Source organism: Aurantibrevibacter litoralis, assembly GCF_034651555.1.
Classification (GTDB): Bacteria; Bacteroidota; Bacteroidia; order Flavobacteriales; family Flavobacteriaceae; genus Aurantibrevibacter; species Aurantibrevibacter litoralis.
The window spans coordinates 131,358-154,384 of record NZ_JAYEEQ010000008.1 but is presented as its reverse complement, the minus strand read 5'-3'; the positions used below and the strand labels follow the sequence as shown (position 1 = coordinate 154,384).

Here is a 23,027-nt window from a genome sequence, read left to right as displayed (position 1 = left end):
TTAAGAAAGTGGCTTTTTTATTTTTATATCTTTGATGAACCAACGAAATCTACGGAATGAGCTTATTTAAAAGGATATTTTCTAATGAGAAAAAAGAGAGCTTAGACAAAGGCTTGGAAAAAACTACTGTGACGTTTTTAACCAAACTAAGCAAAGCCGTTGCAGGGAAGTCCAAAGTAGATGCAGAAGTACTCGATCGGCTGGAAGAGGTTTTGGTGTCCTCGGATGTAGGCGTGACCACCACCCTTAAAATTATTGATCGGATAGAAGCCAGAGTCGCTTCCGACAAGTATCTGGGCACTGAAGAACTAAATCTCATTTTAAGGGAGGAGATCGCTGGACTCCTTTCGGAAACCAACATCGGTGAAGCCGTAGACTTTACCATTTCCCCGGCTAAAAGCCCTTATGTAATTATGGTGGTAGGTGTAAATGGGGTAGGGAAAACTACCACCATTGGCAAATTGGCCTATCAGTTTAAAAAGAAGGGTTTTAAGGTGGTTTTGGGCGCCGCCGATACCTTTAGGGCTGCAGCCATAGACCAACTGCAAATTTGGGCAGATCGGGTTTCGGTGCCCATAGTGAAACAGCAGATGGGTAGCGATCCCGCTTCGGTTGCTTTTGATACGCTAACTTCTGCGGTAACCCAAAATGCGGATGTAGTTATCATTGATACTGCCGGGCGACTGCATAATAAGGTAAATTTAATGAACGAATTAACCAAGGTGAAAAGGGTGATGCAAAAAGTAATACCTGATGCGCCACACGATGTACTTTTGGTTTTAGATGGTTCAACCGGGCAAAACGCTTTTGAACAGGCTAAGGCTTTTACAAAAGCCACCGAGGTAACGTCATTAGCGGTAACAAAGTTAGATGGTACCGCCAAAGGAGGTGTGGTTATCGGTATTTCCGATCAATTTCAAATTCCGGTAAAATATATTGGTGTAGGCGAAGGAATAGAGGATTTACAGGTCTTTAATAAATACGAGTTTGTAGATTCATTTTTTAGCCATACCAATTGAAAATAGCCTCGATGATTTTTATGTATTTATGCTGCGCCGGAGCCATGTCGCAAATAAATCATCCTAAGGCGAGTCCGTTTTCTCAGACACAGCAAAGCTTAGGTTTAGCAACTATTACGGTGGCCTATTCCAGACCGGCGGTAAAGGCCAGACAAATTTGGGGTGCTCTGGTACCTTATGGTCGCATTTGGCGTGTAGGAGCCAATGAATCTACTAAATTCACTACCGATTCCGAACTATATATAATGGGGCATGCCTTACCGCCCGGTACCTATGCGCTTTATGCATTTCCGGAAGCAGAAGAATGGACGTTTATCTTTCATAAGAATACTACGCATTGGGGCGACGGTCGCACCGCCTACAACCCAGATGAAGATGCGATTAGAGTTCGAGTTGTACCTGAAAAAACAACTACACAGCAAGAGAATTTTCTCATTTCTTTTGATCGTATAGATCACAATAGTATGGACATGATCTTGCACTGGGACTATCGTAGAATACGGGTGCCCATACACATTGATACGGATGATTTGATGGAACGCGAGATCGCAAATAACATAAAGCGCAATCCCACGGCCCAGACCTATTATGAAGCCGCTCGGTATTTGCAAGAACAAGGAAAAGATGCCTCACGTGCTTTATCGTATTTGCAACAAGCCATACGGATAGGTGGGGATACCTATTACTTTTATAGAGTGAAATCTTTGGTTGAAGCAGAATTAAAGAACTATTCGGATGCTATAAAATCGGCTCAAAAATCCCTAGAATTGGCTGAAGCGGAAGGAAAAGACGAATTTGTCCGTATGAATCAAGAAAATATTGCCAAATGGAAAAAATTAATTCACGATTAGGTACGGGTCTTTTAATGTGGTTTGGCATGGGGCTTTTTTTACTTACGAGTTGTAAGTCCGGCGGCGAGCAACATACAACCCCGCCAATAGCAGCGCCAGAGAATACTGCTGAGGTCGAGGATACCATCGACGCTCCGCTCTGGGAGCCTTACAATGATTCCGCAGAGGTAGCGGCCAATCAAAACCACAACATAGCGCGAATGCGTTATAAACTCATTCAATCAAAAGGTTTAGATAAGAATTCGGTCTTTGAACCTCTTTATAGCGAAGTGTTAAAAATGACTCCGGCAGACTATGAACGATTAAAACCCTTTATTATAGAACAAGATATACCTACCATCCAGGCGCACATCGCTGATAAAAAATTGAATTATGAAACTTTGGTACGTTTCTTTTTGTACCGTATTTATACTTTTGAAATTCCTAATGTTACAACCCTAAATACGGTTATAGCGTTAAATCCTAATTGTATTGAGCAGGCCAAATTGCGCGACAAGGAGGTCGCTACGTCTGCGCAACATCCCATATTTGGCATGCCCATTTTGTTAAAGGATAATATAGGTACAGCAGCAATGAATACTACTGCGGGAGCAATCGCTTTGAAAGAGAACATCACTGATGACGCTTTTGTGGTTCGTCGTTTAAAAGAAAATGGAGCCATTATTTTGGGGAAGGTAAATTTAAGCGAATGGGCTTATTTCTTTTGTAGTGGTTGCCCCGTGGGGTATAGTGCGGTTGGGGGTCAGACACTAAATCCCTACGGACGGCGTAAATTTGAAACCGGAGGTTCCAGTTCAGGGAGTGGTACGGCTGTGGCAGCCAATTATGCGGTGGCGGCAGTGGGTACAGAAACTTCGGGCTCTATTTTATCACCGTCTGGTCAGAATTCTGTGGTGGGCTTAAAACCTACGGTGGGACTTTTAAGCAGAACAGGGATTGTGCCCATTTCCAGTACTTTGGATACACCAGGACCAATGACCAAAAATGTAATCGATAATGGTATTGTGCTCGATGCCATGCGAGGTTTTGATGAAGACGATGATGAATCGGTACGGGCCGATTGGGAAGCGAGATGGTATCAGCCTGGAACCGACGTAACTTTAAAAGGCAAGCGTTTTGGTGTATTTAAGTCCTTAGTTGCACAACACGAGGAGTATACATACACCTTGGATCGTATACGAGAAGCAGGAGGCGTAGTTATTGAGATGGATGCGGAAGCCCCGGAAATGGATGGGTTTATCAGTATCTTGAATCTTGATATGAAGACCGATTTGCCAAACTATTTGAGCACACAGGTAAAAAACAAAGATAGAGTACGTGTACGTTCTGTTGAAGATGTGCTGGCTTTCAATAAGAAAGATTCCCTGATCAGGATGCCTTACGGGCAAGCTATTTTAGATGGAATTCTAAAGGATGAAACATCTGCCGAAGAACTAAAAATCATCAAGAAACGCTTGCAGACCATTACACGAGAATTTTTTAACGCAATGATGACGAAGCATCGGCTGGATGCTGTTTTATCAATTAATAATTATCACGCAAGTGTTGCGGCCGCGGCCAAATTTCCGGCACTCATAGTACCCATGGGTTATAAACCTAATGGCGAGCCTATTGGCTTAACCTTTATAGCCAAACAGTATCAAGAAGGCAAATTATACGCTTTGGGAACTGCTTTTGAAAAACACACCCAATCTAGAAAATTGCCAAAAGGGTATCAATGATGTTATTCGTTTATTAAGGCATTAATTCTAATCCATAACGCATTATCAAAAGCGGTTGGCCCCAATTCTTCTTCATTTGCAGCATCACCTAATCTAATAATAACCAATCCCTTACTGGGTACAATGTATAATTTTTGATCAAAAGCTCCTAGCCCAGCGTATAAATCATCTGGCGCAGCAGGAATAAGTTTGCCTGAAAATAAATCTTCAGATCGCGGTATTTTATAATTCGCTTTGCCATTCAACCAATACAAATAGCCATACGCTTCATTTAGGTTTTGCGTGCTGTTGGTCATCGCATTAAAATAATTTATATCATTTAGAATAGGTGTTTTGTCCCAAATGCCCTTATTGAGATGTAACAAACCAAAGCGTGCCATACTTCGGGCATTGCTAAAATAGAGATTGAGGTACCCTGTTTTTACCCATGCACCTTGCATTCCTATTCTGTTCCTAATTTTGGTATTAAAATAACTACTAAAATCTTGATTTACAGCGCTACTTACAATGTTATCTAAAAGCGTATACGCCGCTTGATGATAGTACCAATAGGTGCCCGGTTCATTTTTATACGTTAAACATTCTTTATCCGTGCAGAAATTTTCAGGAACTGTATAATCTAATCCGGTGGTCATAGTAAGATGATGTGTTACGGTAATTTGGCTTTCTTGACTTTCGGTAAGCATAGACCACCCATGCCCCAAATACGCAGCAGAACTCTTATGGATATCGAGCAAGCCTTCTTCCTGCGCAACACCAACGGTAAATGCGGTCAGTGTTTTTGCTGCCGAATTCCAAGAATGCGGCGTTGTAGCCGTAAAAGAACCAAAATACTTCTCAATCACTATTTTACCATCTTTTAAAATAATAAAAGCATCCGTGTTTGAGGCTTCCAAAAAATCATAGAGTGGTTGTTCGGCAGTAGCCTCCCAGTTCAATTCCGCTACTGAAATGGTGTCCCATTCCCCACTTCCAATAGGAGGAAAATACAGCGCACTACTAATAGGACTAATGCTGTCACCGGTGGCATCTTTAGAGCAGCTTATCGCGAAAACAAGTGTAATACTCAAAAAAATTGTAGTAGCTAGTTTCATAATGGGAGTCGGTTACCGTATCTAAAACAAATATGAGATCAATATAATAGTTACGTGAAAACGCCAAAGCAGTAAAAATATTTTTAAAAGCCGATGTATCGTTATGCTTATTGTATTTTTGCACTTCAATTTTAGTTAGATGCGTACAAAATCTCTTAAACAAAATGTAATTAATGTGGTTACATTAGGATGTTCTAAAAATGTATACGATTCCGAGGTGCTCATGGGACAGCTAAGAGCCAGCAAAAAAGAAGTGGTACATGAAGGTGAGGGCAATATCGTGGTCATTAACACCTGTGGTTTTATTGCCAATGCCAAAGCGGAAAGTGTAAATACCATTTTAGAATATGTACAACGTAAGGAATTGGGCGAAATTGATAAAGTTTTTGTCACAGGTTGCCTAAGCGAACGGTATAAACCCGATTTACAAAAGGAAATTCCCAATGTAGATGCCTATTTTGGAACCAGTGATTTACCCAATTTATTGAAGGCATTGGGAGCCGATTACAAACATGAACTTCTAGGAGCGCGTTTAACAACAACGCCCAAGAATTATGCATATTTAAAAATTGCAGAAGGTTGCGACCGGCCTTGTTCTTTTTGTGCCATACCACTAATGCGGGGAAAGCACAAAAGTACCCCTATTGAAGCATTGGTTGTTGAGGCTCAAAATTTGGCGACAAATGGAGTTAAAGAATTGATTTTAATTGCGCAAGATCTTACCTATTACGGACTGGATTTGTATAAAAAACGCAATCTAGCCGAACTTCTGTTAGCCTTGGTGAAAGTAGAAGGTATTGAGTGGATACGACTTCACTATGCTTTTCCTACCGGTTTTCCTATGGATGTTTTAGAGGTAATGAAGCAAAACCCAAAAATCTGTAAGTATATCGACATTCCTTTGCAGCATATTTCTGATCCTATTTTGAAAAGCATGCGCCGTGGCACAACTCAGGCAAAAACCACGCAATTGCTGACAGATTTCAGAAATTCCGTGCCGGATATGGCTATAAGAACTACTTTGATTGTGGGGTATCCTGGTGAGACAGAAGCAGATTTTCAAACCTTAAAACAATGGGTATCTGCGATGCGATTTGATCGATTAGGATGCTTTACCTATAGCCACGAAGAGAATACACATGCGTATTTGTTAGATGATAATGTACCCGAGGAGGTGAAGCAAAGCAGAGCTTCGGAAATTATGGAGTTGCAGTCGCAAATCTCATGGGAATTAAATCAGGAAAAAATAGGCAAAAGATTACGTTGTATTATAGACCGAAAAGAAGGATCCTATTTTGTAGGACGCACGGAATTTGACTCTCCCGATGTGGACAATGAGGTTTTGGTAGACGCATCAAAACACTATTTAAAAATAGGCGAATTTGCGGAGCTAAGCATTACAGATGCAGCCGATTTTGATTTGTATGCGGAGCCGGTGTAGGCAAACTAAAGTAGTTTAATGCGGCAGTCTGTAAGCTGAATATAAATTCATTAGAAAGTAAGAATTTAGATTCTTCAATTAATCTACTATCTTTAACTTTTAAACTATTTAAGTAACATTATTTTGACACCACTAATCGTTTTATCCGTTATTGCTTTTTACTTTGTAGTATTGATGTTCATTTCGTACAGAACATCGAGAAATTCAGGCGAAAATGCATTTTTTGACGGGGACCGAAAATCGCCATGGTTCTTGGTGGCTTTCGGAATGGTAGGTGCTGTTATTTCCGGGGTAACCTTTGTATCTATCCCGGGCTTGGTAGGTAATGATGCGTTTCATTATTTTCAATTTGTAATGGGCAATGTGGTAGGCTATTTGTTTATAGCCTTTGTCCTTGTGCCCCTGTACTACAAATTAAAGTTAGTGTCCATTTACAGTTTTTTGGATAGCCGATTTGGAGATACAACTTATAAAACCGGTTCCTTGTTTTTTATCCTTTCGCAATCTTTTGGAGCTGCTTTACGGTTACTGCTAGCCGTTAAAATTTTGCAGTACGCTTTTTTTGATGCCTTTCAAATTCCGATCTACGTTACCACCGTAATTTTGCTGCTTCTTATTTGGTTGTACACCCATCAATCGGGTATAAAAACCATTGTGTGGACCGATGCGCTCCAAACCTTTTTCCTTCTTTCGGCAGCAGTAATTGCTATATTTACTATAAAAAGTGCACTGCAGTTAACAAGCCCCGGCTTACTTTCTACAATAACAACCCATGATTATTTTATCATTTTTGAATGGGATAGTCTTGCAGGCTCTAATTTTTTTAAACAATTTATTTCAGGTGCACTAATTGCCATTGCCATGATGGGATTAGATCAAAACATGATGCAGAAAACCCTTACCTGTAAAAATGTAAACGAAGCAAAAAAAAATGTTCTTACTTTTAGCTTGTTTCTAGCATTAGCACAATTTCTTTTTCTCTGCTTGGGCGTCTTGTTGTACGTCTATGCCGAGGCCAACGGAATTGCTCTAGCCATGGATGGCGGTAGTTTTCTGGATACCGATAAGTTGTTTCCCATGCTTTCCCTAGAGCATTTTGGCCTATTAGCGGGTATTGCTTTTTTGCTGGGTATTGTGGCGGCCTCTTTTTCTAGTGCAGATTCTGCCCTAACAGCCTTAACTACTTCTTTTTGCTATGATTTTTTAAGAATTGATCAAAAGCCAAAAGCACGGCGCAAACCTATAAAAAATATTGTTTTATTCGGGTTTAATGTTTTACTTTTCGTAATCGTAATGAGTTTCGCAGGGAGTAAGGGAGCTATTATTTCATTGATTTTTAAAGTCGCCGGGTATACCTACGGGCCCTTATTAGGGCTCTATCTGCTGGGCATGTTTTCTCGAATTCAATTAAGAGATAAATGGGTACCTGTAGTATGCATTACCGCTGCCTTATCTACCTATATCCTAAACGAGGTGGCTATAAATGCGTTCAATTTTGATTTTGGCTTTATGAATATCTTTGTAAATGCACTTTTAACCGTTTTAGGGTTGTTTTTTATAAAAGCGAAAAGGGAGGTAGCCGAATCACTCAGCTAAGCCTGTTTGTGTTTTTATAATTGACATAAAAATCCTAGATTCTTTTAGACTTTTTATCTCTTTTTTCTTCTTTTTTTTCTTTGGCGGTTTTTTCCGGTTTTTTCTTTACGTTTTTCTTTGCGTCTTGCCCTTTTGCCATATTTTTGTTTTTAAAGCGTTCCTAATATCGATCTAGATTATCCAGGCTGAAAGATACTGCTTTTAAGCGACAAACGGTGCTGTGGTGGTAGTCAATATAAAGCAGCCAACCTGTTGAACTAATTCTTCCTTTTGCGTTCAAGTTCGTGTGCATATACCTGTCGACCAAGTTCTGCTAAAAAAGGTATTCCTACGTCGTCATACTCATAGGTGTTGTCATTAAAAACGCCATTTTTATTTACTAAAATGGTTGCAGTAAGCAAAAATTCTACCCCATTCTTAAAATCCGTAATATACGCGCAGTCTGTTAGCGTACCGTACGCATAACCCACCTTATTATATATTTTTATATGCTCGGGCATCTTTTCTTTGGAGTCTCCAAAAAGAAAAAATTTACCATAACTATCATAATATTCTGCTGGTGGATAACCCAATTTTTCTGGAAGGGTATGCATGGCGTTTCTTATAAAATTGAGCTGTGCGGTGGTTAGGTTAAAACGTTCCGAAGGCTTGAAGGTTTCCGGGAAAAAGATGCGTTTTAGTACACCGTCTTGCGTTGCAATGGGATAATAGTTTTTTAAACTAAAATTGAACGGCATCCTAACAAGTGAGTCGTTGTCATAATAAGCGATGCCTTTTTGTAAGCCATTAATATGCAATGGTTTTAGAGGTTCATTAGTGATAGGGTAGTGCAGCGTGGTGGTACTGTCGTTTACATAAATGACTAAGGGTTTCGTGGTAAGATTATCAGAATCAGGTGCGCTAAGCCGATGCGCAATACGCACAGGAAACAGCTCTTTTTTTTCTAAGTTTTGGTTGATGGTGTCTTGCCCTAAAAACTCAAACAATCGATTGTTGGCATCATTGTCGCTCACCGCAAAAATTTTAGAAACATCATTGGCGAAAGTAGTCTCTACCGAATCACCCTCAATATAGAATCGCGTATACAAGTTCATATCTGGGTAAGCGTTTAATTTTTCTAAGGCTAAAACAGCAATCGGAAACTTTACTGTACTTGCCGGATAGAAATAGGTATCTGCATCAACCTGAAAATCGTAATCTGTAAAAATAACACTGTCATTTTTTCGATCTATTTGGGTGTATCGTATCTGCACTTCATATTGATCCAAACTGTCCATAACCTTTTTTATGTGAGGCGAAGTACTGGAGAGTATCGCATCTAGCGGATTTTGTGGGGTCACTTTTTTTTGACAAGCGGCACCTAAAAAAAGTAGAAGGACATAACTAATGATTCGCACATAGGCCATAAAGTTTCATTTTTAGAACGGTTATTAAATATCGGTATAAACTTCACCACGATGTGGCTTTAGCAAATCCCTAATTTTAAGCATATCACTTTCAGGAACTACGAGGTAGGCAATACTGTGAAGCGGACTTAAAGTTTTATGTCCTGTTATTGCTATTTGTAAATCTTCTGCAGCAATATATTCTTTAAGATGCTGTTCGTGGTGCGCCGCAATTTTTTCAGCTTCTGTTCCCTTAAAATCCCAAATAAGTTTAATTTGCCTGTTATTCATAGTTCTAAAATATGCATTTTTATGGAACAAGAGGTAATCCCCGCCTTTTTGAATCTAAATTTTAGTTAAAATTGAACTGTTTATTACAATATAACGGAACTTGCACAGGATTGGTTATTTCTTAAATTTGTGAAATGTTTTCTTTTTTTAAAGGTAGAATTTTATTCGGAGTTCTTGTCGGGATTTTTATTATATCCCTCAACAGTTCATGCAACAATCTTTGGAAAAACTACGAAGACAAGGATATAGTGGCTCGGGTGCAGGATAGCTATTTGTACAGCGATGAAATTGCAGCAGTAGTAGGGAGTACCATGTCTAAGGAAGATAGTGTTACCGTAGTTACCAACTACATTAATGATTGGGCTGCCAAACAATTGCTTTTTGCAAAATCTAAAATTAATTTGCCGGAAACGGAATTGGCCAAATACGATCGTTTGGTGGCCAACTACAAAAGGGATTTGTATACTAGAGCTTACAAAGAAGCCTTGGTGCAACAATCTCAGGATTCTTTGGTTAGTGCCGATGAGTTGCGCGCCTTTTACATGAAAGAAAAAGAGAATTTTAAATTGAGAGAACAGATCATTCAGCTGAAATATATACAACTTCCGTTGCAGTTTTTGGATAAAGATAAAGTGGCCGAAAGCCTAAAGCGATTTAATGAAAAAGATGCCATCTATTTAGACTCTATTGGGGTTCAGTTTCGCAAATTAAATTTTAATGATTCTATATGGGTAAGTACCTCTAGAGTTATTGCGGAGATTCCACCGCTTACCCTTGAAAATCAAGACCGATACTTAAAAAAATCACAATTTTTTGAATTGCAGGATTCATTAGGGGTATATTTGGCGAATATAACCGATGTCTTAAAAATCAATGATATAGCACCGCTAACCTATATAGAACCTACCATAAGGCAGGTGCTAATGAATCGAAAAAGGTTAGATTATTTACGAAAACTAGAAACAGAAATTATAGATGAAGCAATCAAAAGAAAAGAATTTGAGGTATATGTGCAACCTAAAGAATAGTCTCTTGTTATTCGGCGCTTTAGCATGCTCCGGCATGCTTAGGGCACAAGAAGTAGAAACTCAAAGTGAAGCGCCGCCAGATATGAATTCGATTGCGGCCGAGGTTAAGGATTCTACCAAAACCGGTGTCCGGATAAAGTTAGACGGCATCGCTGCAGTGGTTGGGGATTATGTCATTTTAGATTCCGATATTTCCAAAACACTGATCGATTTAAAGAATCAGGGGGTTTCCGAAAGTGAAGTTACACATTGCGGGCTTTTAGGAAAATTAATGGAAGATCGTTTATATGCCCATCAGGCGGTACAAGATAGTATTTTGGTATCTAACGATGAAGTTCGTGGCAACGGTGAACGGCAGATTCAGCAATTGGTGTCTCAAGTTGGATCTATGGAAAAGGTATTGGCTTATTATAAAAAAGAGGATGAGGAAAGTTTTCGAGAGGAACTTTTTAAGATCAATAAGCTTAGAATGTTATCAGAGAAGATGCAGCAAAAAATTGTATCAGATATCGAAGTTACTCCGGAGGAAGTACGTCAATTTTTTAATAAAATCCCTGAAAATGAGCGCCCTATGTTCGGTGCCGAATTAGAGATAGCGCAAATTGTTAAAGAACCTAAGCCTACCGAAGAAGAAAAACAAAAAGTTATAGACAAATTAAATACCATTAAAGCAGATGTAGAAGAAAATGATGCCAGTTTTAGTGTTAAGGCTATTTTGTATTCTCAGGATCCCGGTTCTAAGTCTAAAGGGGGCTTTTACAGCATGACCAAAGAAACTCCCTTTGTAAAAGAATTTAAAGACGTAGCCTTTAGTCTTCGTCAAGGTGAAGTTTCGGATCCGTTTGAGACCGCTTTCGGGTATCATATTATTTACCTGGAAAAAATACGAGGGCAAGAACTCGATTTAAGACATATTCTTATTTCTCCGGAAATCCCCCAAAAAGCGTTAGATGCGGCGAAGACGGAATTGGACAGTATTCGATCTAAAATTCTAGCCGGCGACTTTACATTTGCGGAGGCAGCCTTAAATTTTTCGGACGAAAAGGAAACCAAATTTGATGGTGGCTTGCTTCGTAATCCTATTGATTACGGATCTCGTTTTGAACTCACCAATATGGATCCCGCCTTATATAATCAAGTAAGGGATTTAAAAGACAACGAAATTTCCCGTCCTATTTTAGAAGAAGACCAAAGAGGAGGCGGACCCAAATACAAAATTGTAAAGATTAGCAACCGCTATGATGAACATGTAGCCGATTTTGCTAAAGATTATCTTAAAATACAAGAATTAGCCCTCAGGGAAAAACAGTTCAATGCCATAAAAAAATGGATGGACGATAAAATAAAAGATACCTACATTAGCATTAACTCAGATAATAAAGATTGCGATTTCGCTAATAATTGGCTAAAGAAATAAGGGGTATGTCTGATGTAGTTGCGATAGAAAGGCTTGTTGAAAAAAACAAGGCTTTAAAGGAAGAAATTGCCAAAATTATTGTGGGCCAGGATGTGGTGATCAGCCAAATCTTACTCTCTATTTATACCGGAGGTCATTCCTTGCTTATTGGGGTGCCCGGTTTGGCAAAAACGCTTATGGTAAATACCATTGCGAAGGCACTCGGACTCGATTTTAAGCGCATACAATTTACACCAGATTTAATGCCAAGCGACATTTTAGGTAGTGAGGTATTAGACCAAAATCAGCAATTTAAATTTATAAAAGGACCTGTTTTTTCGAACATTGTGCTGGCCGATGAAATTAATAGAACCCCACCAAAAACGCAGGCAGCACTCTTGGAGGCCATGCAGGAAAGAGCGGTTACTATTGCCGGAAATCAATACAAACTTTCGCTTCCCTATTTTGTGTTGGCTACGCAGAACCCTATAGAGCAGGAAGGTACCTATCCTTTGCCGGAAGCGCAACTGGACCGGTTTATGTTTGCTATAGAACTTACATACCCTTCTGCAGCCGAAGAGGTTCAAATTGTAAAGGCTACCACAACAGATGTGGTTGCCGAAGTAAACCCTTTGTTCACCTCCGAAGAAATTATAGGCCTGCAACATTTAATACGGCGCATTCCCGTTCCGGATAATGTCATCAACTATGCGGTAGATTTGGTACAGCGTACGCGACCGGGAACCACTTCATCAGATTTCGTAAAACAATATGTAGACTGGGGTGCTGGCCCTAGGGCATCTCAAAATCTTATTTTAGGTGCAAAGGCGCATGCCGCAGTTCACGGCAAATTTTCACCCGATATCGAAGATGTTAAGGCAGTGGCCATTGGAATTTTAAGGCATCGGGTTATAAAAAATTATAAAGCGGAAGCGGAAGGAATTTCAGAAGAAGATATCATAACACATTTGTGGTAACAGAAGTTACCTGTTTTGTGGCAAATACTTTAGAAGACCCCCACCGGTAGTCATTTTTCGTTGAGATTCGGTATTGACTTAAGCTCTTTTTATAGGTCTGCGATATTTGTCTCAAAGCTGTGGTAAAAAATTTCGTTTACGCCTCCTAATTTATTATTTTTGAACAAACGCAAATTTAATATAAAGCAAAAAGCATGGTATTTGATATTGATATGATTAAAGGGGTGTATGCCCACATGGCAGAGCGTGTAGATGCAGCTCGAAAAATTGTTGGAAGACCTCTTACGCTTTCCGAGAAAATTTTATATGCGCACTTATGGGACGGTAAGCCTACCACTGAGTTTATTAGAGGTAAAGACTACGTAGATTTTGCCCCGGATCGTGTTGCTTGTCAGGATGCCACAGCACAAATGGCCTTATTGCAATTTATGCAAGCTGGAAAGCCAAAAGTAGCTGTGCCTACCACAGTGCATTGCGATCATCTTATACAAGCTAAAAGTGGTGCTGCGGCCGATTTAAAAATTGCAAATAGTACCAGTAAAGAAGTGTTCGATTTTTTAGAGTCCGTTTCCAATAAATACGGTATTGGTTTTTGGAAACCCGGTGCAGGCATTATACACCAAGTGGTGTTAGAAAATTACGCCTTTCCGGGCGGAATGATGATCGGTACAGATTCGCATACGGTGAATGCCGGTGGTTTAGGAATGATTGCCATAGGCGTTGGTGGTGCGGATGCGGTAGACGTCATGGCTGGTATGGCGTGGGAACTAAAATTTCCCAAACTAATAGGAGTTAAATTGACAGGGCAAATATCGGGTTGGACATCTGCCAAGGATGTCATCCTAAAAGTGGCCGGTATTTTAACTGTTAAGGGTGGTACCGGAGCCATTATAGAATATTTTGGCGAAGGGGCAAAGAACTTATCGTGTACCGGAAAAGGAACCATTTGTAATATGGGTGCCGAAGTAGGTGCTACTACATCTACCTTCGGGTACGATGATGCTATGGAACGTTATTTAAGAGCTACCGGAAGGAATGAAGTGGCCGATGCCGCCAATACCGTGCGGGAATACCTTACAGCAGATCCTGAAGTGTACGCCCAACCTGAAACCTATTTCGATGAACTTATAGAAATTGACCTAAGTACACTTAGACCGCACCTTAATGGACCGTTTACTCCCGATTTGGCTACGCCAGTAGGCGAGTTAGGCATAAAAGCGAAGGAAAATGATTGGCCTATTAAGGTAGATTGGGGACTCATAGGGTCTTGTACCAATTCTTCCTACGAAGATTTAACGCGTGCTGCTTCTATAGCGCAACAAGCGGTAGATAAAAAAATAAAGCCAAAATCAGATTTCGGAATTAATCCGGGATCCGAGCAGATTCGCTTTACTGCAGAACGCGATGGCCTGCTCAGGATTTTTGAAGATTTGGGCGCTACCATATTTACCAATGCTTGTGGTCCCTGTATTGGACAATGGGATCGAAGCGATTTAAAAGGAGACGAAAAGAACACTATTGTGCATTCCTTTAATCGTAATTTTTCTAAAAGAGCAGATGGCAATCCCAATACACATGCATTTGTAGGGTCGCCCGAAATGGTTGCTGCTATAGCCATCTCTGGACGGTTAGATTTTGATCCCATGACAGATACTCTGCTTAATGAAGACGGGGAGCATGTAAAATTAGATGAACCAAAAGGCATTGAACTGCCGCCTTTAGGTTTTGATGTAGAAGATGCAGGTTATTTGGCACCTACGGAAGACGGCTCTACCGTATCGGTTAAAGTAAATCCAAAATCGGAAAGGTTACAACTTTTAGATCCATTTATGCCTTTGAAAGCTGAACAACTACAGGGTGTAAAATTATTAATCAAAGCTTTTGGCAAATGTACCACAGATCACATTTCTATGGCCGGCCCTTGGTTGCGATTCCGTGGTCATTTAGACAATATTGCGAATAATACCCTTATTGGGGCTGTAAATGCCTTTAATAACAAGACCAATTTTGTAAAAAATCAGTTAACCGGTGACTATGTGGGTGTGCCAGATGCGCAACGAGCCTACAAAGCTGCCGGTATAAAGACCATTGTGGTAGGAGATCACAACTATGGGGAAGGATCTTCTCGAGAGCATGCCGCCATGCAACCTCGTCATTTAGGGGTGGCTGCAGTATTGGTGAAATCTTTTGCCCGTATCCATGAAACCAATCTAAAAAAACAAGGCATGTTGGGTATCACTTTCGCAAATGAAAACGATTACGATCTCATACAAGAGAACGATACCTTTAATTTTGTGGATATTGAAGAATTTGCGCCCGGAAAACCTTTAACCATTGAAGTGGTTCATGATGATGGAAGTACCGACATTATAAAAGCAAATCACTCGTACAACCTGCAGCAAATACATTGGTATAATGAAGGTTCGGCACTAAATGTGATAAAAAAGGAAAATGCTGCCTAAAATAAAGTAGAAATATATGATTTAAACTCCTGATTATCCTCAGGAGTTTTTTAGTTTTGAAAAGGAAATTCAGTTCATGAAAATTAGAAGAAAAACGGTACTCAATATTATTTTATTTGCGTTTATTTTGTCGTTTTTCGTAACCCCTTTGGGTAACTATGCCAAATTGGTTTTAAATAAAATTTTAACCTTCAGTCCAAAAATAGAGCATGAGAAGGGCCGGCAGCAAATCACGGACTACGATTGGAAACTTAAAGATGCGGATTGGCGATTTTTTAATTTTAAAAAATCAAAAGGGAGGGTTGTATTCCTAAATTTTTGGGCAACTTGGGAGCTGCCGTGTCAGATAGAATTGCAAAGTATTCAGAACCTTTACGACAAATACCATGATCGTGTAGATTTTTATATTATTACGGATGAAGAACGCGAACCCGTGGAAGCTTTTATGGCGCAACACGGATTTACCTTTCCGGTGACCTATTTAATTATTGGTGAAAAGCATCCTTTGGAAACGACGCGACCCATGAATTCGTATCTTTTGGATAAGGACGGAACTATAGTAATTCAAAAAAAAGGTATTGCCGATTGGGATAATACCAAGGTTTATGAATTGCTAGACAAAATGCTAACAGAATGAAGCATCAAATAGAAGTGCTAAAAAAGCACAAAGATAAACTGATAAATGCCTTACTCGTTGTAGCCGCACTAATACTGCTTTTTACACCTATTGGTTTTTATGCTAAGGTGTATGTAAATCAGTTTTTATCGGGGAGTCCTGATGTACTGAAAGAACAAAAGCAGTTGGTGGTTCATAATTACAACTGGCAATTATTAGATACCCAGGGACAGACCCTTAATTTAGAAGATTATAAAGGAAGGGTAGTGGTCATCAATTTATGGGCCACTTGGTGTCCGCCTTGTGTTGCGGAGATGCCCAGTTTTCAAAAATTATATGACGATTATGCCGATAAAGTCGATTTTCTCTTTGTAGCCAATGATGATGTTTCTAAGGTAACTGCGTTTATAGAAAAAAAAGGGTATACGTTACCCATCTATTATGGATTGTCGGAAGTTCCGGATGACTTAGCTTCCCGATCTATTCCCACCACCTATCTTATTGATAAACAAGGAAAAATGATCATTAAAGAAGTAGGTGCAGCCGATTGGAACAGTTCCAAAATCAGAACTGTTTTAGATGACCTTTTGGCAGAATAATACGGTACCGAGTGCCTGCCATCTACAATGATTTTTTCTACATAGTTTAAACCTGTTTTATAAGGCTATGATTCTTTCGATTTAAAATATTTAAAGGGTACAAAGAGCATTCCAAAACACTCTCCTTTCTCTTTACCCAAATGTTTATGATGTATTTTATGTGCCCTTCGTACGCCTTTGGCATACCAATTATTGGCGTTTCTAAACATTTTAAAACGTTGGTGAATAAAAATATCATGCACCAAAAAATAGGCAGCGCCGTATGCCATAATGCCAAAACCTATAGGCCAACCGTACCAAAAATCAGTATTAGCGGCTGCGGCAAAAAACGACATACTAACAACAGCGTAAAAAATAAAAAAGGCGTCGTTTCTTTCGAACCAAGAATCGTGATCTTTTTTATGATGATCTTTGTGCAAACGCCACAGAAAACCATGCATAATATATTTATGGGTAAACCACGCCATGAACTCCATTATAGAAAAGGTGAGTAAAAAAATAAAGAAAGCTATCACTATTTTCATGTGTTTATATCTATTTTATTAAATCGGTCATGCTTCAACTGCGCTCAACACAGGAATGTAACTCGTACAAAATCATCCCCTTGTTAATTACACATTTTAGCAGGGCTCGTATCATCTTAAACCAGTTTTAATTTATAATTTACATAAGAAGTGGCTAAAAGTCCAAATTTTTGATAATCTGATACCCGTATTCGAGCATTTTTTAATTCTGTTGGTGCTGTTTTTTGAAGCTTTTTTAGCAGTTTGTAATAATATTTATACGCGGTATACACCCCAAACTTCGCTTCATTGGGCAGGGCTTTAATTCCTGAATATCCCATGGAAAAATCGGATTCAATCTCAAGTATAATTTTTGATTTTGACACTTCATCCAAATTAATAAAATCGACATTTGGGAAATAGGAGCGGTTCAGGTTTTCAAAATCCATTTTCAGGTCTCGTAAAAAATTCACCTTTTGAAAGGCAGAGCCCAATGCCATAGCTGAAGTTTTTAGGGCTTCATATTTTTCTAGATTGCCGTTTACGAAAACTTTAAGGCACATAAGACCTACTACATCCGCAGAACCATAAATGTATTCCTTGTATTCGGCCTCAGTTCGGTAGGTTTTTTTGTATAAATCCATTCGCATACTTTTCATAAATGACATGACCAAATCCATAGAAATCTGGTATTTATGATAGGTATGTTGAAATGAATTTAAGATTGGATTAAGACTTATTTTGTCTTCCAAGGCTTTTTGCAGCTCACTTTCAAAGCTGTTAAAAAGGACTTCTTTATCGTAGTCGTGAAAGGTGTCTACAATTTCATCGGCAAACCGTACAAAACCATAAATATTGTAAATGTCTCCTCTTATAGACGGAGCCAACATCTTGGTTGCCAAGGCAAAGGAAGTGCTGTACGATTCGGTCACAATCTTACTGCATTGATAAGAAACGGTATCAAAAATGGCTTTCATTTTCTACGTCTTTTTTGTTTTAAGTATCAATTCGGAAACCAGTTTTCCCGAAATAAGTGCCGGAGGAACGCCCGGTCCCGGAACTGTGAGCTGGCCTGTAAAATATAAGTTTTCTACTTTTTTACTTTTCAGTTTGGGTCGTAAAAATGCAGTTTGAAGCAGCGTATTTGCCATGCCATAAGCGTTGCCTTTATACGAATTATAGTGTGCTACAAAATCATTTACACAAAATGATTCCTTGAAAAGAATTGCTTTTCTCACATCTTGTGTGGTCTTGGTTTCAAACCTATCCATAATGAGGTTAAAATATTGTTCTCTTATTTGTGGCGTGTCCTCTAAGCCGGGGGCTATAGGAACTAAAAAAAATCCGGATTCACAATTTTTAGGTGCCATGCTCGCATCAGTAACCGACGGAAAATTAGCATAAAAGAGCGGGTTTTTAGGCCATTTTGGCGTGTCATAAATTTCTTTGGCATGTTGTTCAAAATCTGTATCAAAAAACAAATTATGATGGGTTACCCCCTTAAGTTTTTTGTTAAAACCGATGTAGAATAATAAGGATGATGGGGCAAAAACTTTATTTTCCCAATAGCGTTCCGTGTACTGCTTGTGGGGCTCGTCTAGCAAGGATTCGGAATGGTGATAATCGGCCCCAGAAACCACAATATCTGCATCTATATCAGTACCCATACTGCGAATGCCAATCACTTTTCCTTGCGCAACCCTAATTTTTTCTACCGGGGCACTGGTAAAGAACTGAACCCCTAAACTTTCGGCCAATTGCTGCATCGCTGCTATAATACAGTGCATTCCACCTTGCGGATGCCATGTACCCAAACCGAAGTCGGCATAATTCATGAAACTGTAAAACGACGGTGTTTTGTTTGGTTTAGCCCCTAAGAAAAGCACCGGAAACTCTAAGGTGGCTATTAATTTTTCATTTTTAAAGTTTTTACGAACAGCGTGGCTTATCGTCTTAAAAAATTGTGCCACTTTTAAAATGGTTTCTTTAGTAACCAATTCCAGAGGTGAATTACCGGGACGTAGCACGATTTTATGAATGGCAATCTTATAATTTTCCTGTGCTTCGGCTATAAACTTTTTTAAGGGTGCTGCACTGCCTTTTTCTATGCGTTCAAACTCCTGACAAATTTTCTCCATGGTATCGCCAATGGTCAGCGTTTCGTCTGAAAAAAAGATTTGATAGGCAGGATCTAGTTTATCTAAGGTATAAAAGTCGTCAGTTTTTTTACCGAAATCGCCAAAAAAAGTGTCAAAAATATCGGGCATCCAGTACCAACTGGGTCCCATATCAAAAGTAAAACCATCCTTAATAAATTGTCTTGCCCTACCACCAACGGTACTGTTTTTTTCATAAATCTGCACTTCATATCCTGCCTGAGCCAAATAACAGGCTGCAGAAAGGGAAGCAAAACCAGATCCTATAAGGACGACTTTTTTATTCATAAATAACTAAAAATAAGAACTATAAAGCCTGTGTAACTTCGTCAATTGAGTTGAAAAGTTTTATGTTTTCCGGCATTTTTTCAGCATTCAGGTATTGCGTTTGATACCCTAATAGCCACAAGGTGGACGCATTATTGCGACCAAGGCGGGACTGAAACGTCTTTATATATTTATCCATTTTATCTTTTGCAGGCTCTACCGTAAAATAAGAAATAAAGGTGACATTAGTGAAAAATTTGGTAAAGTCCTCCAAACTCTCAAGCGGTACGGTTTGTCCTAGATAAATAGATTTATATCCTTTTAAGGCTACCTCATAACTTAAATATAACAGGCCAATTTCATGAATTTCATTTTCCGGCAAAAACAACACAAACGTTTTGTCTTTTCGTAGCGGTTCTTGCGAAGCTACTTTTTCTAAGTGTACATGGATTTTTTCTTTGATAAGATTAGAGATAAAATGCTCATGAGAAAGCCGAATAGTGTCTGTTTGCCACAACAGACCCAACTCGTTGAGTAACGGAATAAATATTGTTTTGAAGACTTCATCAAAAGACCTGTTTTCCAAAAGCGCTGCGCAGGTATTGTGAAAAAGGATTCTATCAAAATTAATCATAGCCAGTTTAAAAGAACTTATAGCATGGTCTTTTACACTATTTCCAGCAATAATTTCTTTTACGATACCCGTAATTTTAACCTCACCCATTTTGGCGATTTTGGATATTTTATACCCATTATTGTATAAAAGAGTTATGTTAAGTAATTTTTGGAGACTCGCCAGACTGTAATTTCGAATATTGGTATCGGTTCGCTCCGGGGATAACAAATTATACCGCTTCTCCCAAATACGTATGGTATGCGCCTTTATTCCGGAAAGATTTTCTAAATCTTTGATACCAAATACTTTTTTTACATTGTTCATTTATTGCCGCAAAAGATTAAACAAAATTACAAATTAATCACGATAAACCTATCTATGAGCGATAAATTTACTGTTAAAAAGTTCAATTTTATATTCTTTACGCTTTGAAACGATTTTTTTTAATTTTAAAGGGGTAATTTGATATATTTAGGAACAAATTAGGAACTACGTTATGATTAAAAACAACAAACAAACCAGAAAACAGTTTATCACTAAATTAGGAATGGGTGCCATGGCATTGGCAAGTGCGCCAACGCTTTTGCATTCTAAGACCCATCCACAACAAACTCTTTTAGCTCGAAAGCCTTATGGCGCAAACGACAATATACAAATTGCGCTTATTGGTGCTGGAGGCATGGGAAGTGAAGATACCTATACTGCATTGAAGCATCCGGGTGTAAAATTGGTGGCGGTATGCGATCTGTATACCGGTCGTTTAGAAAAAGCTAAAAAACAATGGGGGAACGAAATTTTTACGACCAAAGACTACAAGGAAATTTTAGCTCGGAAAGATGTAGATGCCGTTATTATAGGAACACCGGATCATTGGCACAAGCAGATTTCCGTAGATGCCTTACGAGCCGGTAAGCATGTATATTGCGAAAAACCCATGGTACATTCGTTAGATGAAGGCCATGATGTTATAAAAGCTCAGAAAGAGTCAGGGAAGGTTTTTCAGGTAGGTAGCCAAGGGCTCTCTTCTCTCGGGAACGAAAAGGCTAGAGAATTATTGGCAGAAGGAGCCATTGGAAAAATAAATTATGCAGAAGGATTTTGGGCCAGAAGGAGTCCAACCGGTGCATGGCAATACGCTATTCCGTCCGATGCGTCGCCAAAAACAGTAGCTTGGGATACTTTTTTAAGCAATACCAAGAAGATGCCGTTTGATGCTACCCGTTTTTTTAGGTGGCGAAATTATACGGATTACGGTACTGGGATGTCCGGAGACCTTTTTGTACATCTTTTTTCCAGTTTACATTTTATCACCAACTCGTATGGCCCTAATAAGATTTACTCTTCCGGCGGTTTGCGTTATTGGAATGACGGCCGGGAAGTGCCTGATGTGCTTCTAGGTGTTTTTGATTATCCAGACACAGCACAGCATCCGGCATTTAACCTTTCGTTGCGCTGTAATTTTGTGGATGGTACATCCGGTACTACCTATTTGCGCATTGTAGGAAGCGAGGGATCTATGAATGTGGAGTGGGACAAAATTACCTTACAACGGAATAATGAGCAGTACGATGACGATCCATTTCTAAAAGCGCAGTCGGCTCAATTAAAAGGCAGTGGCTCTCGGAAACAAATGAAGATTCAAGACGAAATTATTTATATGGCCGAAGAGGGATACAAGGGAGCCCATTACGATCATTTTGGCAATTGGTTTAATGCTATAAGAGGAGGAGATGCCGTAGTGGAGGATGCCATATTTGGGTATAGGGCTGCCGCACCTGCACTGGCTTGTAATGATAGCTATTATCAGGACAAGGCTATTAAATGGGATCCGGTAAGTATGAAACTGATCTAATTAGGCAGTAAAGTCGCATAGTCTGTTTCAAAGGAAAAAGTTTAATATAGCGCAATGGCTTAGGATTTTTTTTGAGACTAGAAACCCAAGTATCAATGGAGTAAGTACAACTGAAAGTCCTGACCTGCCCGAAGGATGCAGGCGGGTAGACATTGAAAATAGGAGACTTTATCCATAGATATAAAAATTTAATAATGAATTATTTATAGAGATGAACCGATATAGCATAGTGCTCTTTGTTGGATTTTTTATAGGATCCTGCAAACAAGAAAAGAAGGCGGAACTACATAATTCCGGTTTGGCGGAAGAAGTGGTAGACCACAAAGAGTGGATTTCTTTGATGGATGCTTCTCATTGGCGTGGGTACAATCAAAGCGGGCTACCGGATAATTGGGTCATTAAAGAGAACGAGATCGAATGTTTTGGAAAGGCCGGAGATGAAGGCGGAGACATCATAAGTACAGAACAGTATGCTAATTTTGAATTAAAATGGGAATGGAAAATAAGTAAAGCGGGCAATAGTGGCGTATTTTACCATGTGGTAGAGGACGAAAAATACCATTCCCCTTATCAGACCGGACCTGAGTATCAGTTGTTAGATGATATCGGATTTCCGGAACCTATTGAAGAATGGCAAATGACAGGGGCTAACTACGCCATGCATATTGCCAATACCAAAAAAGTGCTAAAACCGGTGGGCGAATGGAATACTTCGGTCATTATTTTTAATCGAGGTAAAACAGAACATTGGTTAAATGGAGAAAAAATACTGGAATTTAACAAGTTTAGTGCCGATTGGAAAACGCGTCGCAACAGTGGCAAATGGAATGACTATCCGGATTATGGACTTACCAATACGGGTCATTTGGCCTTGCAAGATCACGGAGCCGGTGTTTGGTTTCGGAATGTGGCGGTGCGGCGACTATAGAAAGAAGGGTAAAATAAAAAACCGCTATTAAAGCGGTTTTTTTGTGCCCACGACTGGATTCGAACCAGCACGTCCTTACGAACACCACCCCCTCAAGATGGCAAGTCTACCAATTTCTCCACGTGGGCAATTTTAAGGTTGCAAATTTAGTATTTTTCCGAAGAATAAAAACCTTTGTCTTAAGAATACACTCTGTAAGTCATCGATTTATTTTAGAATGTAAAGATAA

General features: G+C 39.3%; 20 protein-coding genes and 1 tRNA gene. 13 read left to right on the top strand and 8 right to left on the bottom strand.

Annotated elements, in window-relative coordinates; all coding sequences use genetic code 11:
• Positions 1-56 precede the first annotated feature (56 nt).
• Genes ftsY through U1E44_RS09030 form a run of 3 tightly spaced genes read left to right on the top strand, consistent with a single transcriptional unit; the run spans position 57 to position 3,591 of the window.
• The gene (ftsY, locus tag U1E44_RS09040; RefSeq protein WP_322930747.1) at positions 57-1,019 is read left to right on the top strand and encodes a signal recognition particle-docking protein FtsY; all 963 of its coding nucleotides are present in this window, start codon (positions 57-59) and stop codon (positions 1,017-1,019) included.
• A gap of 11 nt (positions 1,020-1,030) precedes the next feature.
• On the top strand, positions 1,031-1,870 hold the full coding sequence (locus U1E44_RS09035; RefSeq protein ID WP_322930746.1) for a DUF2911 domain-containing protein: 840 nt from the start codon (positions 1,031-1,033) through the stop codon (positions 1,868-1,870).
• A complete protein-coding gene (locus U1E44_RS09030) occupies positions 1,846-3,591 on the top strand; it encodes an amidase family protein (protein ID WP_322930745.1) in 1,746 nt (581 codons plus the stop codon). Before U1E44_RS09035 ends, U1E44_RS09030 begins: the two co-directional genes overlap by 25 nt.
• A 2-nt stretch (positions 3,592-3,593) precedes the next feature.
• Here U1E44_RS09030 and U1E44_RS09025 read toward each other — a convergent pair whose 3' ends face one another.
• Positions 3,594-4,685 (bottom strand): serine hydrolase domain-containing protein, encoded by a 1,092-nt coding sequence (locus tag U1E44_RS09025; RefSeq protein ID WP_322930744.1) that lies wholly within the window; start codon positions 4,683-4,685, stop codon positions 3,594-3,596.
• A 139-nt stretch (positions 4,686-4,824) separates the two neighbouring features.
• Between U1E44_RS09025 and rimO the strand changes: the two genes are divergently transcribed.
• Positions 4,825-6,126: a 30S ribosomal protein S12 methylthiotransferase RimO gene (gene rimO, locus U1E44_RS09020; RefSeq protein WP_322930743.1), complete on the top strand. Its 1,302-nt coding sequence runs from the start codon at positions 4,825-4,827 to the stop codon at positions 6,124-6,126.
• Between the two features lie 123 nt (positions 6,127-6,249).
• Positions 6,250-7,722, top strand: a complete 1,473-nt coding sequence (locus tag U1E44_RS09015) for a sodium:solute symporter (protein WP_322930742.1) — start codon at positions 6,250-6,252, stop codon at positions 7,720-7,722.
• 257 nt (positions 7,723-7,979) lie between these two features.
• Here U1E44_RS09015 and U1E44_RS09010 read toward each other — a convergent pair whose 3' ends face one another.
• Together U1E44_RS09010 and U1E44_RS09005 are read right to left on the bottom strand one after the other, a co-directional pair.
• On the bottom strand, positions 7,980-9,128 hold the full coding sequence (locus U1E44_RS09010; RefSeq protein WP_322930741.1) for a serine hydrolase: 1,149 nt from the start codon (positions 9,126-9,128) through the stop codon (positions 7,980-7,982).
• A 24-nt stretch (positions 9,129-9,152) separates the two neighbouring features.
• Entirely contained in the window at positions 9,153-9,398 is a 246-nt protein-coding gene (locus tag U1E44_RS09005) for a hypothetical protein (protein WP_322930740.1), read from the bottom strand.
• A 134-nt stretch (positions 9,399-9,532) separates the two neighbouring features.
• Between U1E44_RS09005 and U1E44_RS09000 the strand changes: the two genes are divergently transcribed.
• From U1E44_RS09000 to U1E44_RS08975, 6 genes are all read left to right on the top strand, one after another.
• Complete coding sequence (locus U1E44_RS09000; protein ID WP_322930739.1) at positions 9,533-10,426, top strand: hypothetical protein; 894 nt, start codon at positions 9,533-9,535, stop codon at positions 10,424-10,426.
• Positions 10,374-11,843, top strand: coding sequence for a peptidylprolyl isomerase (locus U1E44_RS08995; RefSeq protein WP_322930738.1), 1,470 nt, complete (start codon positions 10,374-10,376; stop codon positions 11,841-11,843). Before U1E44_RS09000 ends, U1E44_RS08995 begins: the two co-directional genes overlap by 53 nt.
• 5 nt (positions 11,844-11,848) lie before the next feature.
• A complete protein-coding gene (locus tag U1E44_RS08990; protein WP_322930737.1) occupies positions 11,849-12,799 on the top strand; it encodes an AAA family ATPase in 951 nt (316 codons plus the stop codon).
• Positions 12,800-12,993: 194 nt separating this feature from the next.
• A complete protein-coding gene (locus U1E44_RS08985) occupies positions 12,994-15,261 on the top strand; it encodes an aconitate hydratase (RefSeq protein ID WP_322930736.1) in 2,268 nt (755 codons plus the stop codon).
• A gap of 76 nt (positions 15,262-15,337) precedes the next feature.
• Positions 15,338-15,898, top strand: coding sequence for a TlpA family protein disulfide reductase (locus tag U1E44_RS08980; RefSeq protein WP_322930735.1), 561 nt, complete (start codon positions 15,338-15,340; stop codon positions 15,896-15,898).
• Entirely contained in the window at positions 15,895-16,476 is a 582-nt protein-coding gene (locus U1E44_RS08975) for a TlpA family protein disulfide reductase (RefSeq protein WP_322930734.1), read from the top strand. Before U1E44_RS08980 ends, U1E44_RS08975 begins: the two co-directional genes overlap by 4 nt.
• Positions 16,477-16,541: 65 nt before the next feature.
• On the opposite strand, the gene U1E44_RS08970 is transcribed toward U1E44_RS08975, so the two are convergent.
• The 4 genes from U1E44_RS08970 to U1E44_RS08955 all read right to left on the bottom strand — a co-directional run bounded on the left by U1E44_RS08970 (position 16,542) and on the right by U1E44_RS08955 (position 20,342).
• A complete protein-coding gene (locus tag U1E44_RS08970; RefSeq protein WP_322930733.1) occupies positions 16,542-17,000 on the bottom strand; it encodes a sterol desaturase family protein in 459 nt (152 codons plus the stop codon).
• Between the two features lie 116 nt (positions 17,001-17,116).
• Complete coding sequence (locus U1E44_RS08965) at positions 17,117-17,956, bottom strand: phytoene/squalene synthase family protein (protein ID WP_322930732.1); 840 nt, start codon at positions 17,954-17,956, stop codon at positions 17,117-17,119.
• A 3-nt stretch (positions 17,957-17,959) separates the two neighbouring features.
• Positions 17,960-19,423 (bottom strand): phytoene desaturase family protein, encoded by a 1,464-nt coding sequence (locus U1E44_RS08960; RefSeq protein WP_322930731.1) that lies wholly within the window; start codon positions 19,421-19,423, stop codon positions 17,960-17,962.
• Positions 19,424-19,442: 19 nt separating this feature from the next.
• Positions 19,443-20,342, bottom strand: coding sequence for a MerR family transcriptional regulator (locus U1E44_RS08955; RefSeq protein WP_322930730.1), 900 nt, complete (start codon positions 20,340-20,342; stop codon positions 19,443-19,445).
• Between the two features lie 172 nt (positions 20,343-20,514).
• On the opposite strand from U1E44_RS08955, the gene U1E44_RS08950 reads away from it, so the two are divergent.
• Together U1E44_RS08950 and U1E44_RS08945 are read left to right on the top strand one after the other, a co-directional pair.
• A complete protein-coding gene (locus U1E44_RS08950) occupies positions 20,515-21,870 on the top strand; it encodes a Gfo/Idh/MocA family protein (protein ID WP_322930729.1) in 1,356 nt (451 codons plus the stop codon).
• A gap of 211 nt (positions 21,871-22,081) precedes the next feature.
• The gene (locus U1E44_RS08945) at positions 22,082-22,798 is read left to right on the top strand and encodes a 3-keto-disaccharide hydrolase (protein WP_322930728.1); all 717 of its coding nucleotides are present in this window, start codon (positions 22,082-22,084) and stop codon (positions 22,796-22,798) included.
• A gap of 44 nt (positions 22,799-22,842) precedes the next feature.
• Here the strand turns inward: U1E44_RS08945 and U1E44_RS08940 are convergent.
• Positions 22,843-22,926: transfer RNA gene (locus U1E44_RS08940), tRNA-Leu, on the bottom strand.
• Positions 22,927-23,027: the final 101 nt, after the last annotated feature.

What these genes read in the sequence shown, in the direction of transcription:
- U1E44_RS08965 (WP_322930732.1), bottom strand. Translation starts at nt 17,956, where the DNA reads ATGAAAGCCATTTTTGATACCGTTTCTTATCAATGCAGTAAGATTGTG.
- U1E44_RS08970 (WP_322930733.1), bottom strand. Translation starts at nt 17,000, where the DNA reads ATGAAAATAGTGATAGCTTTCTTTATTTTTTTACTCACCTTTTCTATA.
- ftsY (WP_322930747.1), top strand. Translation starts at nt 57, where the DNA reads ATGAGCTTATTTAAAAGGATATTTTCTAATGAGAAAAAAGAGAGCTTA.
- rimO (WP_322930743.1), top strand. Translation starts at nt 4,825, where the DNA reads ATGCGTACAAAATCTCTTAAACAAAATGTAATTAATGTGGTTACATTA.
- U1E44_RS08945 (WP_322930728.1), top strand. Translation starts at nt 22,082, where the DNA reads ATGAACCGATATAGCATAGTGCTCTTTGTTGGATTTTTTATAGGATCC.
- U1E44_RS08975 (WP_322930734.1), top strand. Translation starts at nt 15,895, where the DNA reads ATGAAGCATCAAATAGAAGTGCTAAAAAAGCACAAAGATAAACTGATA.
- U1E44_RS08990 (WP_322930737.1), top strand. Translation starts at nt 11,849, where the DNA reads ATGTCTGATGTAGTTGCGATAGAAAGGCTTGTTGAAAAAAACAAGGCT.
- U1E44_RS09030 (WP_322930745.1), top strand. Translation starts at nt 1,846, where the DNA reads ATGGAAAAAATTAATTCACGATTAGGTACGGGTCTTTTAATGTGGTTT.
- U1E44_RS09010 (WP_322930741.1), bottom strand. Translation starts at nt 9,128, where the DNA reads ATGGCCTATGTGCGAATCATTAGTTATGTCCTTCTACTTTTTTTAGGT.
- U1E44_RS08950 (WP_322930729.1), top strand. Translation starts at nt 20,515, where the DNA reads ATGATTAAAAACAACAAACAAACCAGAAAACAGTTTATCACTAAATTA.
- U1E44_RS09005 (WP_322930740.1), bottom strand. Translation starts at nt 9,398, where the DNA reads ATGAATAACAGGCAAATTAAACTTATTTGGGATTTTAAGGGAACAGAA.
- U1E44_RS08960 (WP_322930731.1), bottom strand. Translation starts at nt 19,423, where the DNA reads ATGAATAAAAAAGTCGTCCTTATAGGATCTGGTTTTGCTTCCCTTTCT.
- U1E44_RS08985 (WP_322930736.1), top strand. Translation starts at nt 12,994, where the DNA reads ATGGTATTTGATATTGATATGATTAAAGGGGTGTATGCCCACATGGCA.
- U1E44_RS09025 (WP_322930744.1), bottom strand. Translation starts at nt 4,685, where the DNA reads ATGAAACTAGCTACTACAATTTTTTTGAGTATTACACTTGTTTTCGCG.
- U1E44_RS08955 (WP_322930730.1), bottom strand. Translation starts at nt 20,342, where the DNA reads ATGAACAATGTAAAAAAAGTATTTGGTATCAAAGATTTAGAAAATCTT.
- U1E44_RS09000 (WP_322930739.1), top strand. Translation starts at nt 9,533, where the DNA reads ATGTTTTCTTTTTTTAAAGGTAGAATTTTATTCGGAGTTCTTGTCGGG.
- U1E44_RS08995 (WP_322930738.1), top strand. Translation starts at nt 10,374, where the DNA reads ATGAAGCAATCAAAAGAAAAGAATTTGAGGTATATGTGCAACCTAAAG.
- U1E44_RS08980 (WP_322930735.1), top strand. Translation starts at nt 15,338, where the DNA reads ATGAAAATTAGAAGAAAAACGGTACTCAATATTATTTTATTTGCGTTT.
- U1E44_RS09035 (WP_322930746.1), top strand. Translation starts at nt 1,031, where the DNA reads ATGATTTTTATGTATTTATGCTGCGCCGGAGCCATGTCGCAAATAAAT.